We start from the raw sequence: 16,606 nt of genomic DNA, 5'->3' as shown, positions 1-16,606 counted from the left end.
CCTCAGCGGGCCGCCGGTGGGGCCGCGAGGCCGCCGTCAGTCCTGCACCCAGGGCAGGCGGTGATGGCGCCAGCCGTCCGACGCGCCGCGCTGCTGGCGGTCGTCGATCTCGCCTTCGAAGCCCTCGGTCACATTGAAGACATTCTGCAGGCCCGCCTTGGCCGCGGCCTCGGCCGCCAGCACCGAGCGCTTGCCGCTGCGGCACAGCAGCAGCACGGGGGCATCGCGCGTGGCGGCCTTGGCGATGGCGGCCTCCAGTTCGCGCACGAAGCGGGGGTTGCGGGTGAGCGCCGTGCCGGTGGCCCAGGCCACGTGCAGGCTGCCCGGCACATGGCCGACGAACTTGCGCTCTTCGCCTGACCGGACATCCACCAGGAGGGCCTGGCCCGCGGTGAAGAGGTCCCACGCAACCGTGGGCGGCACGCCGCCGGCGTGGGCCAGGCCCGAGGCCTGGGCGTCGTTGTGGGCGGCTTGCAGTGCGGAGGGCAGTTCGGTGTCTTGCACAGCGGTGGACATGGATCGTTCCTTTGAACCTGTGTGAATGGGTGGCTGCAGCCGTCCGTTTGGCGGGGCCTGGCCGTCCAAGCCAATGTAGAACCGCTCCGGCGCGAATCCAACGAATAAAAAATCGGTTTCTCCATCGAAAAACATCTAAGCAGCCCGTTGACTCGTTGACGGCCCACCTCGGCGCCCCGCAGCCATGAAAAAAGCCGCCAGCACCCGGGAAGGCGCTGGCGGCTTGATCGAACGCGGGCCGATCAGAAGCCCGGCAGCACGGCGCCCGTGAATTCCGTCTGGATGTACTGGCGGATTTCTTCCGACTGGTAGGCCTTCACGAGCTTGGCGACCCAGGGCTTGTCCTTGTCGGCCTCGCGCACGGCGATCAGGTTGACGTAGGGGCTCTTGGCGCTTTCCTGCGCGATGGCGTCCTTGGCGGGGTTCAGGCCGGCGGACAGCGCGAAGTTGGTGTTGACCGCGGCGGCGTCCAGATCGTCCAGCGAGCGGGCCAGTTGCGCCGCATCGAGTTCGACGAACTTCAGCTTCTTGGGGTTGGAGACGACGTCCAGCGGCGTGGCCTTCAGGCCGGCGCCTTCCTTGAGCTTGATGAGCCCCTTGTCCTGCAGCACCAGCAGCACGCGACCGCCGTTGGTCGGGTCGTTGGGAATGCCGAACTTGGCGCCTTCCTTCAGGTCTTCGAGCTTCTTGACCTTCTTGGAATACAGGCCGATCGGGAAGTTGACCGTGTAGCCCGCCGACACGAGCTTGTAGCCACGGTCCTTGACCTGCGCGTCCAGGTAGGGCTTGTGCTGGTAGCTGTTGGCATCCAGGTCGCCGGAAGCCAGCGCCGCATTGGGCTGCACGTAGTCGCTGAACTCGACGATCTGGAGCTTGAGACCGTCCTTTTCAGCGACTTTCTTGACCTGCTCGAAGATCTGCGCGTGCGGGCCGGCGGTGACGCCGATCTTCAGCGGCTTGTCCTGGGCCAGCGCGCCGGTTTGAAAGCCAACGGCCAGGGCCAAAGCGAGGGTCGATTGCAGCAGGAAACGCTTGTTCACGGAAAACACCTTTTGAGAAGAGATGTCGGCATCTTAGGGTTTGCCTTATAAAACCCATAAGAATACGTTTTCATTTCCTTACTACGGGTGGACATAAAAACAAGGGCAGATGGCGCTGCTATAAATCCTGCATGCCCTCCCATGCCACCTCTGCTCCGGATTTCGACTTGCCCACCGTGCGCGCCCTGGAAGAACGCGCATTCAATGCCTGGCCCGCCCGGCAGACCGTTTTCCATCAGGGCTGGGTGTTCCGCCTGTCCGGCGGTTTCACCAAGCGGGCCAATTCGGTCAATGCGCTGGAGCCAGGAATGCCGTTCGACGGCGTGCGCGAGGCAGCGCAAGCGCTCTACGCCAGCCAGGGCCTGCGGCCCGTGTTCCGGATCTCGCCGCTGGTGAGCGCCAGCGCCGAACAGTCGCTGCAGGACGCGGGCTATGCGCTTTTCGAGCCCACGTGGGTCATGCAGGCGCCTCTGCCGGAGGGCGCGCCGCTGCAGCCCTCGGTGGAAATCGCGCAGGCGCCGACGGCCGAATGGCTGGACGGGTTCGCCGCCGCCAACGGCGTGGCAGCGGCGCACCACGCCACGCACCATGCCATGGTGCAGTCGATCGCCCTGCCCTGCGCCTTCGCCACCGTGCGCCAGCAGGGCCGCGCCGTGGGCTTCGGCCTGGGCGTGCGCGAGCGCGGGACCGTCGGTTTGTTCGACATCGTGGTGGCGCCCGCGCACCGCGGTCAGGGCCATGGCCGCGCGCTGGTCCAGGCGCTGATGCAATGGGGCCGCGCGGGCGGTGCGGGTTCGGCCTACCTGCAGGTGCGCGGCGAGAATGCCACGGCCCGGCGGCTGTACGCCGCGCTGGGGTTCACCGACACCTACCGCTACCACTACCGGGTGCCGGCACACCCTGGATCCACCCCTTGATGCGGGCGGCCGCCGGACCACGCAATCCGGCCCGCGCGCCCTCCCTGCGGGCCGCTCAGCGGTGGCTCAGCCGGCGCACCGCCCAGTCGCCCAGGCTCTGCACGGCCTGCACGAAGAAGATCAACACGACCACCACCGCCAGCATCACGTCGGGCAGGAAGCGCTGGTAGCCGTAGCGGATGCCCAGGTCGCCCAGGCCGCCGCCGCCGATCGCGCCGGCCATGGCCGAGTAGCCCGTCAGGCTGACGAAGGTGATGGTCAGGCCCGCGACGATGCCGGGCAGCGCCTCGGGCAGCAGCACCTTCCAGACGATCTGCCCGGTGGTGGCGCCCATGGCCTGGGCCGCCTCGATCAGGCCGTTGTCCACCTCGCGCAGCGAGGCTTCCACCAGCCGCGCCACGAACGGCGCCGCGGCCAGGGTCAGCGGCACCACGGCGGCTGCCGTGCCGATGGACGAGCCCGTGATGAGCCGCGTGAACGGGATGATCGCCACCAGCAGGATGATGAACGGCGTGGAGCGCACGGCGTTCACGATCCAGCCCACCGTCTTGTTCAGCGGGCCGTTCTCCAGCACGCCGCCGCGGTCGGTCAGCCGCAGGAACACGCCCAGCGGGATGCCCAGCAGCGCGCCGACCACCCCCGAGATGCCCACCATGATGACCGTCTCCCACAGCGAGGTGGCAAACAGCTCCAGCATCATTTCCGAAAAATTCTCGAACATCTCAGACCCCGCTCTCTTCGCTCGCTTGCACTTCCTGCACCACCACCCCTTCGGCGCGCAACTGCGCGATCGCCGTGGCCAGCCGCGCGGCATCGCCGCTGGCATACACCGCGAGCGAGCCGAAGGTCTGGCCCTGGATCTCGTCGATCTGCCCGTGCAGGATCGACAGGTCCAGCCCGTGCTCGCGGATCAGGCGCGAAAGGATGGGCTGGTAGGCGCGCTCGCCGGCATACGACAGGCGCAGCAACTGGCCCACGCCGCCCTGGCCCGCAGCCCGCAGCTGCGACGCCAGGTGGCGCACGTGGTCCAGCACGCTGGCGGGCAGTTCCTGCGGCACGATCTCGTCGATCAGGCTTTTGGTGATGGGCTGCTGGGGCCGGGTGAACACGTCCAGCACCGGGCCCTGTTCCACGATGCGGCCGGCATCGATCACGGCCACGCGGTCGGCCACCTGCTTGATGACCTGCATCTGGTGGGTGATGAGCACCACCGTCAGGCCCAGCTCCTGGTTCACCTGGCGCAGCAGCGCGAGGATGGAGCGGGTGGTTTCCGGGTCGAGGGCCGAGGTGGCCTCGTCCGACAGCAGCACCTTGGGCCGGCTGGCCAGTGCCCGGGCGATGCCCACGCGCTGCTTTTGCCCACCGCTGATCTGCGCTGGATAGCGGTCGCGCAGGGCCGACAGGCCCACCAGTTCCAGCAGCGGATCGACCCGGCCGCGGATGGCGGCCTTGTCCATGCCGGCCAGTTCCAGCGGCAGGGCCGCGTTCTCGAACACCGTGCGCGAGGACAGCAGGTTGAAATGCTGGAACACCATGCCGATGTCGCGCCGCGCCTCGCGCAGTTGCGCATCATTGAGCCGGGTCAGGTCGCGACCCGCCACGATCACCTCGCCCCGGGTGGGTCGGTTCAGCAGGTTGATGACGCGCACCAGCGAGCTCTTGCCCGCACCGCTACGCCCGATGATGCCGAACACTTCGCCCGGCGTGATGTGCAGGTCGATGCCGCGCAGCGCCTCCACCGGCCCCTGCGAGCCCTGGTAAATCTGGGTGATACCCCGTAAATCGATCATGAAAATGCCATGGCGCCACCGGGGCCCGCAGGCCGCGGCGGCGCTGAAAAGGAAAAATGCGGATGCGGGAATGTACGGGCTTGCACCCCAAACGCCAACGACCCTGAAATTGGGTGCTAAGACATTGCGGTTATGTAGCCGCGCCGAAGTCGTGGCAAAACGATCTTTTCCCGCGCTGGGGTTTCGGGCCGTTCGGGATGGCCGGGCGGTGGGTCGCAGCGGGCCTCGAACCACGCCCGCCCGACACCGGATGGATTCAATTGCTATTTATTTTATAGCAATATGCCCTAGTGGATATTGTGCTGGAGGCATATTTCATCCAAAACTCCAGCCAAGGCCCCGGCTCACGCCTGGCCCCGGTTGAACCCCGTATCGAAGGTCTGCCGCACGTCCAGCCGCTGGCGCAGCAGCCCGGCCCCCAGGTAGAAGTCGGCCGTGCGCTGCTGGTCGGCCACCACCGCGGCGTCGATGTCCACCCATTTCGTCGCGCGGCGCTCGAACTGCAGCTGCGCCGCCTCCACCGGGATGCCGATGATGCGCGACAGCGATTCGGCGAACGGCCGGGCGTTGCGGTACGACCAGAGTTGCGCGCGCTCCACGCGCTCCTTGAAGTCGCGCAGGGCCTCGCGCTTGGTGTCCAGCGCCCCCTGCGTGGCCGCGAGAAAGCTGAGCCCGCTCGACAGCCCCCGCCCGTTGACCAGCACCCGCGCGTGCCCGCTTGTTTCGGCCAGCGCCGTGTACGGTTCCCAGGTGGCCCAGGCATCGACCGAGCCCTGGGTGAGCGCCAGCTTGGAGTCGGCCGGCGGGATGAACCGCACGTCGGCGTCCGCACCCTTCAGGCCCGCGGACTCCAGCGCCTTGAGCGTGACGAAGTGGCCGATGGAGCCGCGGTTGGTGGCGATGCGCTTGCCCTTGAGGTCGGCCGACGTCTTCAAAGGCGAGTCGGGCCGCACCAGCACCGCCGTGCCGTACGGGTCGGAGCGGTTGGCGGCGAATGCCCGCACCTGGCTGCCGGCCGCCAGGGTGAAGAGCAGCGGCGCGTCGCCGATGGGACCGAAGTCCACCGCGTTCGCGTTCAGCGCCTCGGCCAGCGGGGCGGCGGCCGGGAACTCGCTCCACTGGATGTCGTAGGGCAGGCCCTTCAACTCGCCCGCCGCCTCCAGCAACGCGCGCAGCCCGCCTTTCTGGTCGCCCGCGCGCAGTGCGATCCGCTGCTGCGCGTGCCCCAGCACGGGCGAGAGAAAGGACGCCGCGGCCACCGAGGCCGTCATGAAGCGGTGGAAATGTCGCCGTTGCAAGGCCATGGAAGCTCCGTGTTCTGAAAGGGAAGAAAAAGGCAGAGGAAAAGGAAGGAGACGGCGCCACCGCGCCCGGCGTGCCAGCGATCACAGCCCCAGCACGCGGCGCCCGGCGGCGAGATAAACGCTGTCGTCCTGCGGGGTGTGTACGCGGCCGCACAGCACGTCGCGCAGGTGGCGCTCCAGCGGGTTTTTGCGCGCCAGGCCGTGGTTGCTGGTCAGCACCAGGGCCGACTGCACCGCTTCGATGGCGTTGTGGGTGGTGGTGGCCTTGACCAGCCCGCTCTCCTCGGAGGGCAGCGGAGCGCCGGTGTCGAGCGCGGCGGCCAGCCCGGCGATGAGCCGGTCGTTGGTGAACAGCAGGCCTTCGATGCGGCCCACCGCCTCCTGCGCGCGCGCCAGCGTGGCCAGCGGCGCGCCCAGGCTGGCCGGCTTTCGCTCCTGCAGAAAACCCACCAGCCAGTGGCGCGCCGCACGGGCCACACCGGTGTAGAGCGAGCCCAGCATCACCGCCATCTCGGCCTGCATGGCGGGCTCGCCTCGCGCCCAGTCCTTGGGCAGCCGCAGCTCCAGCACGTGGTCGGCGGGCACCGCCACCTCATCGAACAGCACATCGTGGCTGCCACTGGCCCGCAGGCCCAGGTGGTCCCATGTGGCCTCGATGCGCACACCGGGCTGGCCGGCCCGCACGAGGAAGGAGCCCGTGCGCGGCTCGGCATCGTCCGTGCGCGCCCACACCACGTACCAGCGCAGCGCCGGCGCGCCGGTGCTGTACACCTTGTGCCCGCTGAGCCGCCAGCCCTCTGCCGTGCGCCGCGCCACGGTGGCCGGCAGCCCGCCGCGCGCGGGCGAGCCCAGCTCGGGCTCCACCCGCAGCGCGTTGATGAGCGACACGCCCTGCACCGCCTCCTGCACCAGCTGGCGCGCCCGCTCCACCGGCCACGCGGTGCCCGGCCGGCCCATGCCGCGGTGCTGGATGTACTGCATCGTCAGCACCAGGGCCGTGGCGGGGCAGCCTTGCGCCACCGCGCCGATCACTTCGCCCAGTTGCGCGGCACTCACGCCCTGCCCGCCCAGGGACCGGGGTGCGGCGAGCGCCAGCAGCCCGGCCTGCTGCAGGTCGGCGAAGTTCTGGTGCGGAAAACTGGCCTCGCGGTCGTGCGCCGCCGCGCGCGCGCCGAACTCGGCGGCCAGCGTGCGGGCCCGCTGGCCGGCGGTGAGCGGTGCGTTCACTGCAGCACCCCGGGGTCTTCGCGCACCACGGTCTCGAACAGGCTCTTGAACGTGAAATGCGCCCCGCCCGGCCCGCCGATCTGGCCATGGGTATGGCGCGCCACCTCGTGGCGGATGGACTGCGGCGTGCCCGCGGCCTCGGCCAGCAACTGGGTGTGGCAGGCGTTTTCCAGCGCGATGTACCACCACGCGGCCGACTCCACGCTGGGCCCGGCCGTGAGGATGCCGTGGTTCTTCAGGATGACCGCCTTGCGCGCGCCCAGCGCCTCGCTGATGCGAAAGCCCTCGTCCGTCTCCCACACCACGCCCGTGAAGTCGTCGAACAGCGCATGGTCTTCGTAGAAGATGCAGGCGTCCTGCGACAGCGGATCGAGCGTGCGCCCCAGCGTGGACCATGCCTTGCCGTACGTGGAGTGCGTGTGCGCGGCGGCCACGATGTCGGGCCGCGCCTCGTGCAGCGCGGCGTGGATGGCGAACGCCGCGCGGTTGAGCGGCCCCTCGCCGATGGCGATCTCGCCGCGCGCGTTCACCAGCAGCAGGTCCGACACGCGGATGCGCGAGAAGTGCAGGCCCAGCGGGTTCACCCAGAAGTGGTCGTGCCACTCGGTATCGCGCGCCGTGATGTGGCCCGCCAGCCCGTGGTCGAAGCCATGCCGCGCGAACAGGCGAAACGCCACCGCGAGCTGCTCCTGCCGGTGGCGGCGCTCGGCCTCGACCGTGGGGCGCGGCGGCGGCGCGTCGAACCAGTCCTTGCGCTGGGGATCGGGGCGGCGCTGCAGCGCGGTGGTCGGGAGCGAGAGAACGGCAGACATCGTGGGATGGGCTTTCGGTCGGGAACGAGGGATGGAACTGCGCCCACCTTAGGAGCGTGCGGCGCCCCCACCAACGAAGAAAAGCGCGTGAACACATGCGGTTTCGGCATGAGGCGCACCCAGGGGCCGGCGCGGCTTTTCCGCATGAGCTTGCTACGGATCCGTCGTTGGCGACGGCACCCGCCGGCCGCACGCTCGGGCCTTCGATCCAACCGCCCGAAGCGAGGACCTTCCATGCGCCCCGACACCGCCACCCATCCCCCGTTCCCGCAGCGCCGTGCGCTGCTGCAACGCTCGCTGGCCGCCGGTGCCGCCGCCGCGCTGGGCCTGCCGGCCCTGGCGCGGCCATCGGCCGCGGGGCCCGACCTGTCCGGCGTCACCTTGCGCATCGGCACCTACAAGGGCCTGTGGCGCCCGCTGATCAGCGCGGCCGGCCTGGCCAACACGCACTACCGCATCGAGTGGCGCGAGTTGAACAACGGCGTGCTGCACATCGAGGCCATCAACGGTGATGCGCTGGACCTGGGGTCGGGCAGCGAGATTCCCGCGCTGTTCGCGGCGCGGCAGAAGGCCCAGGTGCGCTTCGTGGCCGTGACGCGCGAGGATTTGAACAACCAGGTCACGCTCGCCCGAAAGGATGCATCCATCCAGCGCATCGCCGATCTGAAGGGCAAGCGCGTGGGCTATGTGCGGGCCACCACCTCGCATTACTTCCTGAGCCGCCAGCTGGCCGAGGCGGGCCTGTCGTTTGCGGACATCACGCCGGTCAGCCTCACGCCGTCCGATGGCCTGTCGGCCTTCGACCGGGGCGATCTGGATGCCTGGGCCATCTACGGCTACAACGGCCAGATCGCCCGGCTGCGCTACGGCGCACGGGTGCTTAAGACCGGCGTGGGATACCTGTCGGGCAACTTTCCGCTCTATGCCAACCCGCGCGCGGTGGCCGATCCGCTGCGCCATGCGGCCCTGGCCGACTACCTGCAGCGGCTGCGCCGCGCCTACCTGTGGGCCAACGGCAATTACCTGGACTACGCACGGGCCCAGGCCGCGGAAACCCGGGTGCCGGTGGGCGATCTGATCGAGCTGTGGAACAACCGCAGCACCGACTACGACCTGCGCCCCGTGACCGATGCCGTGGTGCAGGGCCACCAATCCGTGGCCGATGCCTTTCAGCAACTGGGGGTGCTGGACGGCAAGGCGCAGGTGGCGCCGCTGTGGGACCGCAGCTTCGGCCCGGTGCTGGCGGGGGCGGACCCCGCCGCCGCCTGAGCGCCGCGCTCCACACGCTCAGACCGCCGCAGCGGTGGCGGCCCCGCGGCCCGGCAGGCACCGCACGGCCAGGGCCGTGGCCGATGCGGCGGTGGCCAGCGCCACCACTCCCAGCCAGCCCCACTGCGCCAGCGCCAGGCTGCCCAGCGCCGCACCGGCCGACATGCCCACGAACATGCCGGTGAACAGCAGCGCGTTCAGGCGGCTGCGGGCGGCGGGCTCGATGCCGTACACGATGGTCTGGTGCGCCACCAGCGTGGCCTGCACCCCGAAGTCGAACCCGATGGCGCTCGCCACGATCAGCCCCAACTGGGCTTGCGGCGGCAGCCAGTGGGCCAAGCCCATGGCAGCGAACGAGACCACGGCCAGCCCGGCGCCGAGCCGCGTCACCCGCTCCGGGCCGCTGCGGTCGGCGATGCGGCCGGCCAGCGGCGCGGCCAGGGCACCCGCCGCCCCCGCCAGCCCGAAGGCCCCGGCCGCAGCGCTGCCCAGGTGGAACGAGCCGTGCAGCATCACCGCCAGCGTGGACCAGAACGCGCTGAACCCCATCGACAGCAGCCCCTGCGCCCAGGCCGCGCGGCGCAGCGCTCCATGGCGGCGCCAAAGCGCCACCATCGAACCGATCAGCGCCCGGTAGGGCAGCGTGGTCGTGGGCTCGAACTTCGGCAGGCCACGCCATGCGGCCACGCCCACGAGTGCGATGGCGCCCGCCGCCGCCACATACACCGCACGCCAGCCGAAATGCTCGGCCACGAAACCGCTCACCACGCGCGACAGCAAGCTGCCCAGCAGCAGCCCGGTCATCACCGTGCCCACCACCTTGCCGCGGTGCGCCACGGGCGCCAGGGTGGCCGCGGCCGGCACCACGTCCTGGGCCAGTGTGGCGGACAGTCCCACGGCCAGGCTGGCGGCCAGCAGCCAGCCGATGCCCGGCGCGAAGCCGCTCAGCAGCAGGGCCAGGGCCAGGACCGCCGCCTTGGCCAGGATGATGCGGCGGCGGTCGTAGCGGTCGCCCAGCGGGGCCAGCAGCAGGATGCCCAGCGCATAGCCCAGTTGCGTGAGCGTGGGCACCAGGCCCACCGCCCGGTCGCCGGCGTGGATGTCCGCGCCCAGCACGCCCAGCATGGGCTGGCTGTAGTAGAGCGAGGCCACGCTCAGGCCTGCGGCCGTGGCCAGCAGCAATAACAGCGGAGCCGGCACGCCCGTGGAACCACCACCGGGGGCTGCATGCGCGTTGGGAATGGAAGACATGGGGAAGACCCTTGAATGAAAAGCGATGGGGCGGAGTGTGTGCGATGCAACCCCGTCTGGGTAGTGGGCTGCGGCGCAGATCTGCTATACGCTTGGCGCATGAAGCGAGCCGCCACCCCATCTGCCGCCACACCCCTTGCCGGCGTGGACCGCATCGAACTGATGCAGACCTTCGTGCGCATCGTCGAGGCCGGCAACCTGTCGGCCGCCGCGCAGCAGTTGGGCACCACACAACCCACGGTGAGCCGGCGTCTGCAGGCGCTGGAGCGGTCGCTGGGACTCAGGCTGCTGCAGCGCTCCACCCATGTCATGAAGCTCACCGAAGACGGCGAGCGCTGCTTCGCGCATGCCAAGGCGCTGCTGGACGACTGGCGCGCGATGGAGGCCGACCTGCGCGGCGCGCACGATGCCCCGCGCGGCACGCTGCGCGTGCTGGTGCCCCACGCCTTCGGGCAGGAGCAGCTCATCGCGCCGTTGGTGGACTACCTGCGGCAGTATCCCGAGGTGTCGGTCGAGTGGCTGCTGCACGACCGCCGGCCCGACTTCATCGCCGAGGGCATCGACTGCGCGGTGCAGGTCGGGGCGGTGGACGACCCCTCGGTCGTCGCCATCCACCTGGCCGAGGTGCCGCGCATCGTCGTCGCGGCGCCGCAGCTGTTGCCGGGCGGCGCCGTGCCCGAGCACGCGAGCGCGCTGCGCGACCTTCCCTGGCTGGCCCTGCGCACCTACTACCAGCGCGAGGTGTCCCTCACCCGCGTGCCGGACGGCGCGGTGGAGCGCTTCGCCATCCACCCGCGCATGGGCACCGACAGCCTCTATGCCCTGCGCAGCGCGGCGCTGGCGGGCCTGGGCGCGGCGATTGCCTCCGCCTGGGCGGTGGAGGCCGACCTGCGCCAGGGCCGCCTGCGGCACCTGGCGCCCGCGTGGCAGGCGGCGCCGTTGCCGGTGTACCTGGTGTATCCACATGCGCGGTTCTACCCGGCGCGGCTGCGGCGGTTTCTGGATGCGATGCGCGCTACCCTGCCAACCTTGACCGGCATGCGAGCGCCAGGCGGAGCCGGGTGACAGGGCCGGCCTACCAGGACGAATAGAATGCGAATAGTTCGCATCCCTGCCCTCCGCCTTCGCTTGCCCACATGCCCACTTCACTGCACCCTGCGGTCGTCGCCACCGTTGACGCGATCTATCGGTCCCACCACGGTTGGCTTCTCGGTTGGTTCCAGCGGCGGCTGGGCAGCGCGTGCCAGGCGGCCGATCTTGCGCACGACACCTTCCTTCGCCTGATGGCGTCGCGCGATGTGGCGGCGTTGCGCGAACCGGGTGCTTTCCTGCGCACCCTGGCGCATGGCGTGGTGGTGAACCACTGGCGGCGGATCGACATCGAGCGTGCCTGGGCCGCGGCAGTCTCGGCTCAGCCTGAGCCGGTCACCCCGTCCCCGGAGGAGCGCGCGGTGGCGCTCGAGACGCTGTGCCGCATCGACGAAATGCTCGATCGGCTCAATCCCAAGGCGCGCAGCGCCTTCCTGCTATCGCAGCTCGACGGCCTGGGCTATGCCCAGATCGGCGAGCAACTCGGGGTATCGGAGCGGATGGTCAAGAAATACATGGCCCAGGCGATGCTGCAGTGTCTTTTGCTGGCAGGCGAATGACGGAGGCGGGGGAGGCGTCCCCCTCCTTCGAGGACCTGCAGCAGGCGGCAGATTGGTTCGCCGTGCTGCAGGGCGGCGCAGTCAGCGAAGAGGAACGGCAGGAATGGCAGCGCTGGCTGGACATCGGGCCCCGCCAACGTGCGGCCTGGGACCAGGTGCTGGCCGTGTCGGACGTCTTCGCCGGCGCTGCCAACCCTTTGGCGCGGCAGGTGCTGGAGCGCCGCCCTGCCGTATCGCGGCAACGGCGCACCGTGCGACGCGCCCTGCTGGTGGCGCCCGCAGCGGTCCTTGCCGGCTGGACGCTGTCGCAGTTTGGCCCTTGGCGCGGATGGGTCGCTGCCTATCGGACCGACACGGGAGAGCAGCGCGCCGTCGCCTTGTCCGACGGCAGCGAACTGTGGCTCAACACGGCGACGGCCCTGGATGTTGATTACTCCGCCACGCTGCGCCGCCTTGTGCTTCATCAGGGGGAGGTGCTCATCACCTCCGGCCATGACCCTTCCAGTCCGCCAAGACCCTTGGTGGTGGACGTGGCACCCGGAAGGCTCACGGCGCTGGGCACCCGTTTTTCCGTGCGTTACCAAGATGACGGCGGTGTCAGCATGGATGTGTTCGAGGGCGCGGTACGCGTGGCGCCCCGAGGCCGAGGCGAGCCGGTCGTCGTCCCTGCAGGGCGTGGCGCGCTGCTGCTTCACGACCGGGTGGACCTGACGCCAGGACAGGCAGGCGCGCTACCGGACTGGCAGCGCGGCATGTTGGTGGCTGACGGCATGCGGCTGGGCGACTTCATTGCCGAGCTGCGCCGCTACCGGCGCGGTTACCTGGCCTGCGCGCCGGAGGTGGCGGATTTGCGCATCGTCGGCTCCTACCCGCTCGCGGATACCGACCGCATCCTGTCGGCCCTGCAGGCCACCTTGCCGGTGCAAGTCCGCCAGCCCATGCCCTGGTGGACCGTGGTCGAGGCCCGCGCCAGTCCGGCCGCAGGAGCTGCCGCGCGTTGATTTTTTTGGGCAGCGGGGTTCCCCTTTCGCGGGTTGGATTGGCATACCCCATGCCGACCCAACTTTTTTCTGAACCCACCGCCACCATGCCTGCCTACCCGACCTTGCCACGCCGTCTTTCGGTTTCACCCCTGCTGCGCCCAGTGCGCCCCCGTGCGCTGCGGTTCGCCGCAGTCGCGGCGGTGCCTCTCGCGGCCTGCATCGCGGCCATGCCGGTGCAGTCCCAAACCGCGGCGCCTGCCGCACGGGACTACGCCATCGCCGCCGGTCCATTGAGCACAGTGCTGAGCCAGTTCGCGGGCCAGTCCGGTATCTTGCTGTCGTCGAACGCAGCGCTCACCGAGGGCATTGCCAGCGCGGGCGTGCGCGGGCGCCTGACCGTGGACGAGGGCCTGGCCCTCGCTTTGGAAGGCACCGGCCTGCGGGCTGTGGCGGCCCCCGGCGGGATCTACACCTTGCAACGCAGCGCACCCACTGCTGCCATGCCCGAAGTCCGCGTCACAGGCCAACGTCCGGCAGCGAGCGCTGCGACCCTGGCGCCGGTGACCGTCACCGCTGCCGCAGAGGTGGAGTCGGGCAAGGGGCCAGGCACCGGTTTCGTCGCACGCCGGGCCACCGGCGGTACCAAGACCGACACGCCGCTGATGGAAACACCCCAGTCCATCTCGGTCGTCACGCGCGGCCAGATGGAATCCCAGGGGGCCACCACGCTGGTGGAAAGCCTGCGCTACACGCCGGGGATCGTCGCGCAGTACGGAAACACCGATTTGCGCTACGACTGGTTCACCCTGCGCGGCTTCACCCCGCCGGCGCGCTACCTCGACAACCTGCGCCTTCCCTTCGGTGCGCGTGGCTATTCGCAGCCCCGCATCGAACCCTGGGGACTGGAGCGCACCGAAGTTGTCAAGGGACCGTCGTCCGTTCTGTACGGGCAAGCCGCGCCAGGCGGGCTCATCAACATGGTCAGCAAGCGCCCGACCGTGGTGCCGGTGCGCGAGATCGAACTGCAGGCGGGCAGCCACGAGCGCAAGCAGGCCGCCTTCGACCTCGGCGGGGCATTGGACGCCGACGGCGTCTGGAGCTATCGGCTGGTGGGCCTGCGCCGCGAAGCCGACACCTCGTTCGATGCGGTATCGGAGAAGAAGACCTACTTCGCCCCGTCACTGACGTTTCGCCCGGCGGATGCGACCCAGGTCACCCTGCTGGGCCAGTGGCAGTCCCTCGATTCGCCCGGCGGAGGCGGGGCACCCGCCCTGCCCGCTGCGGGCACGTTGGATACCAGCAGGTATGCCGCGCTGCCGACCCGCACCTTCGTCGGCGAGCCAGGCTTCGACCGCTACCAGAATCGGCAGCGCTTCGTCGGCTACGAAGTGGAGCACCGCCTTGCAAGCGACCTCACGCTGCGGCAGAACCTGCGTTACGGCAAGGTCACCGCAGAAACGCGCCGCATCCAGGCCTTTTGCCAGAGCGCCTGCAACCCCGCGGCCCTGGCACGCTATGCCTGGGCTTTTCCGGAAGCGGTGGACCTGTGGACGGTGGACACGCAGGCGCAGGCCGATTTCCGCACCGGCTCGGTCGCGCACACCGTGCTGGCCGGCATCGACTTTTCGGACGAGCGGGCGACCTATGACGAGAGCAACCTGCGGGTGCTTGCCAAGCCTTTCAACGCCTACCAGCCGGTGTACGGCACCGACAGCGGCGTGGTGCCGACGGTAGGCACCCATATCGAACAAAAGCGTCGCCAGGTGGGTGTTTATGCGCAGGACCAGATGCGGTGGCAGCGCTGGACCGGCGTGTTCGCCGGCCGATACGACCGGGCAGACACGGCCACCCGCACGCTGACCACGGCCACCGGCCGGTCGGTGGCCACGGACCAGGAAGACGGCCAATGGACCGGCCGCGCCGCGCTCATGTACACGCTGGACAGCGGCGTGGTGCCCTACATCAGCTACTCCACCTCGTTTCAGCCCGCGGCCGGCACCGACCGCCTCGGCGGGGTCTTCGATCCCACGACCGGGCGCCAGGCCGAAGTGGGCGTGAAGTACCAGCCGCAGGGATCGTCCGCCCTGTTCACGGCCTCCGTTTACGAGCTGACCCAGCGCAATGTGCTCACGCCGGATCCGCTGAGCCGGTCGTTCAACGAGCAGACGGGCGAGGTGCGGGTGCGCGGACTGGAGCTGGAGGCGCGTGGCCCCCTCGCCCGGGGCCTGGACGCCATTGCGTCCTATGCCTACACCGACAGCCGCGTGACACGCGCCAACGCCAACGCGGCCGGCAACAGCATCCAGAACCATCGGTTCGCCTTCGTGCCGCGGCAGCAGGCGGCGCTGTGGCTGGACTATGCGCTGCAAAGCGAAGACTTCGCCGGCTTGTCGGTGGGCGCGGGTGCGCGGCACACGGGCAGCAGCTATGGGGACAACGCCAACCTCTTCCTCGTGCCCAGCGTCACGCTGTTCGACGCCGCCATCCGCTGGGACCTGGGCCGGGTGCAGGCATCGCTCAAGGGCGTACGGCTGGCACTGAACGTGGCCAACCTCACCGACAAGCGCTACGTGGCCTCGTGCATCGCATCCACGGGGTGCTACTACGGCGAGCGGCGCAGCGTCTATCTGACGGCGCGCTACAGCTGGTGATCCAGAACGGCGAGCGCGGTGGGCTGCCCCGAGCACACCGCGCTCGGGGAAACGGGACACAACGGAATCAGGCCACCTTCAACGCCGCCCGGTTCGCATTCACCCGATCCCGCTCGGCCACCTTCGCACGCACCAGCGGCAACAGTTCGCGGCCGTACTCGATCGCATCCACCAGGGGGTCGAAGCCCCGGATCAGGAACGTGGTGATCCCCAAGTCGTAGTACCTGAGCAGCGCGTCGGCCACCTGCTCGGGCGTGCCCACGAGCGAGGTGGAGTTGGACCGCCCGCCGGTTTCGCGCGCGATGGCCGTCCACAGCCGCTCGTCCACGCGGTCGCCCTTGGCTGCATCGGCCAGCAGGCGCTGCGCGCCCTCGCTCTGCTGCGGGCCGGTGCCGCGCGCGTGGCCCTGGGGCACGCCCAGGCGGCGGGTGGTTTCCAATATCTGGTCTGCGCGGGCCCAGGCCTCTTCCTCGGTGCGGCCCAGGATGGGACGGAACGAGATGCTGAATTCGATGTGCCGGCCATGCTGCGCGGCCTCGGCGCGCACCTGGCGCACCAGGTCGCCGGCCTGGGCGAGCGACTCGCCCCACAGGGCATACACGTCGGCATGCTTGCCGGCCACCTTCAGCGCGGGCGCGGAGGCGCCGCCGAAGTAGATGGGCACATAGGGCGCCTGCAGCGGCTTGACCTCGGACGCGGCGCCCTTCACCTGGTAGTAGGTGCCGTGGTGGTCGAAGGGGCGGTCCTCGGTCCACACGCGCCGCAGCAGCGTGAGGTATTCGTCGGTGCGGGCATAGCGCTCGTCATGGCCCAGGAAATCGCCGTCGCGCTGCTGGTCGGCATCGGAGCCGCCCGAGATGTAGTGCACCGCCACACGGCCGCCGGTGTAGTGGTCCAGCGTGGCCAGTTGGCGCGCGGCCAGGGTCGGCGCCACAAAGCCGGGGCGGTGCGCCAGCAGGAAGGCGATTTTCTGCGTCGCCCAGGCGGCGTAGGCCACGGTCAGCAGCGTGTCGGGGCCGGTGCCGCTGGCCGGCACCAGGATGCGGTCGAAGCCCGCGTGCTCATGCGCCTGGGCAAAGGCCCGCACGTACGCCGGGTCCACGGCCGGGCCCTTGCGGGCGATGGTTTCTGACACCTCGTGCGGCTGGATCATGCCGATGAACTGGACACCCATGGAGACTCCTTGAAGGAACGTGA

General features: G+C 69.8%; 15 protein-coding genes. 6 read left to right on the top strand and 9 right to left on the bottom strand.

Annotation, left to right across the window (positions count from 1 at the left end; genetic code table 11):
* Positions 1-36 precede the first annotated feature (36 nt).
* A complete protein-coding gene (locus AVKW3434_RS01940) occupies positions 37-516 on the bottom strand; it encodes a rhodanese-like domain-containing protein (RefSeq protein ID WP_284403906.1) in 480 nt (159 codons plus the stop codon).
* Positions 517-758: 242 nt separating this feature from the next.
* Positions 759-1,556 carry a MetQ/NlpA family ABC transporter substrate-binding protein gene (locus AVKW3434_RS01935; protein WP_284403903.1) on the bottom strand — a complete coding sequence of 266 codons (798 nt, stop codon included), beginning with the start codon at positions 1,554-1,556 and terminating at the stop codon, positions 759-761.
* 131 nt (positions 1,557-1,687) lie between these two features.
* Between AVKW3434_RS01935 and AVKW3434_RS01930 the strand changes: the two genes are divergently transcribed.
* A complete protein-coding gene (locus AVKW3434_RS01930; RefSeq protein ID WP_284403901.1) occupies positions 1,688-2,473 on the top strand; it encodes a GNAT family N-acetyltransferase in 786 nt (261 codons plus the stop codon).
* Positions 2,474-2,528: 55 nt separating this feature from the next.
* Here AVKW3434_RS01930 and AVKW3434_RS01925 read toward each other — a convergent pair whose 3' ends face one another.
* From AVKW3434_RS01925 to AVKW3434_RS01905, 5 genes are all read right to left on the bottom strand, one after another.
* Positions 2,529-3,194, bottom strand: a complete 666-nt coding sequence (locus AVKW3434_RS01925) for a methionine ABC transporter permease (RefSeq protein WP_272547794.1) — start codon at positions 3,192-3,194, stop codon at positions 2,529-2,531.
* 1 nt (position 3,195) lies between these two features.
* Positions 3,196-4,263 (bottom strand): methionine ABC transporter ATP-binding protein, encoded by a 1,068-nt coding sequence (locus tag AVKW3434_RS01920; RefSeq protein ID WP_284403899.1) that lies wholly within the window; start codon positions 4,261-4,263, stop codon positions 3,196-3,198.
* A gap of 344 nt (positions 4,264-4,607) precedes the next feature.
* Entirely contained in the window at positions 4,608-5,567 is a 960-nt protein-coding gene (locus tag AVKW3434_RS01915; protein ID WP_284403897.1) for an ABC transporter substrate-binding protein, read from the bottom strand.
* A gap of 81 nt (positions 5,568-5,648) precedes the next feature.
* On the bottom strand, positions 5,649-6,794 hold the full coding sequence (locus AVKW3434_RS01910) for an acyl-CoA dehydrogenase family protein (RefSeq protein WP_284403895.1): 1,146 nt from the start codon (positions 6,792-6,794) through the stop codon (positions 5,649-5,651).
* Entirely contained in the window at positions 6,791-7,606 is an 816-nt protein-coding gene (locus AVKW3434_RS01905) for a class II aldolase/adducin family protein (protein WP_284403893.1), read from the bottom strand. Before AVKW3434_RS01905 ends, AVKW3434_RS01910 begins: the two co-directional genes overlap by 4 nt.
* Positions 7,607-7,840: 234 nt before the next feature.
* Here AVKW3434_RS01905 and AVKW3434_RS01900 point away from each other — a divergent pair, with 234 nt between their 5' ends.
* Positions 7,841-8,875 (top strand): ABC transporter substrate-binding protein, encoded by a 1,035-nt coding sequence (locus AVKW3434_RS01900; RefSeq protein WP_284403891.1) that lies wholly within the window; start codon positions 7,841-7,843, stop codon positions 8,873-8,875.
* Positions 8,876-8,893: 18 nt separating this feature from the next.
* Here AVKW3434_RS01900 and AVKW3434_RS01895 read toward each other — a convergent pair whose 3' ends face one another.
* Positions 8,894-10,126 (bottom strand): MFS transporter, encoded by a 1,233-nt coding sequence (locus tag AVKW3434_RS01895; protein WP_284403889.1) that lies wholly within the window; start codon positions 10,124-10,126, stop codon positions 8,894-8,896.
* A 99-nt stretch (positions 10,127-10,225) separates the two neighbouring features.
* On the opposite strand from AVKW3434_RS01895, the gene AVKW3434_RS01890 reads away from it, so the two are divergent.
* The 4 genes from AVKW3434_RS01890 to AVKW3434_RS01875 all read left to right on the top strand — a co-directional run bounded on the left by AVKW3434_RS01890 (position 10,226) and on the right by AVKW3434_RS01875 (position 15,409).
* Positions 10,226-11,191 carry a LysR family transcriptional regulator gene (locus AVKW3434_RS01890; protein WP_284403887.1) on the top strand — a complete coding sequence of 322 codons (966 nt, stop codon included), beginning with the start codon at positions 10,226-10,228 and terminating at the stop codon, positions 11,189-11,191.
* A gap of 71 nt (positions 11,192-11,262) precedes the next feature.
* Positions 11,263-11,775, top strand: coding sequence for a sigma-70 family RNA polymerase sigma factor (locus tag AVKW3434_RS01885; RefSeq protein ID WP_284403885.1), 513 nt, complete (start codon positions 11,263-11,265; stop codon positions 11,773-11,775).
* Positions 11,772-12,776: a FecR family protein gene (locus AVKW3434_RS01880; RefSeq protein ID WP_284403883.1), complete on the top strand. Its 1,005-nt coding sequence runs from the start codon at positions 11,772-11,774 to the stop codon at positions 12,774-12,776. The genes AVKW3434_RS01885 and AVKW3434_RS01880 overlap by 4 nt, the downstream gene beginning before the upstream one ends.
* Positions 12,777-12,862: 86 nt before the next feature.
* Positions 12,863-15,409 carry a TonB-dependent siderophore receptor gene (locus tag AVKW3434_RS01875; protein WP_284403882.1) on the top strand — a complete coding sequence of 849 codons (2,547 nt, stop codon included), beginning with the start codon at positions 12,863-12,865 and terminating at the stop codon, positions 15,407-15,409.
* A 67-nt stretch (positions 15,410-15,476) separates the two neighbouring features.
* Here the strand turns inward: AVKW3434_RS01875 and AVKW3434_RS01870 are convergent, their stop codons facing one another.
* A complete protein-coding gene (locus AVKW3434_RS01870; RefSeq protein ID WP_284403880.1) occupies positions 15,477-16,583 on the bottom strand; it encodes an LLM class flavin-dependent oxidoreductase in 1,107 nt (368 codons plus the stop codon).
* Between the last annotated feature and the right edge of the window lie 23 nt (positions 16,584-16,606).

The organism is Acidovorax sp. SUPP3434 (genome assembly GCF_030159015.1).
In the GTDB taxonomy this organism is placed as follows: Bacteria; Pseudomonadota; Gammaproteobacteria; order Burkholderiales; family Burkholderiaceae_C; genus Paracidovorax.
This window is presented reverse-complemented; position numbering and strand designations above follow the sequence as displayed.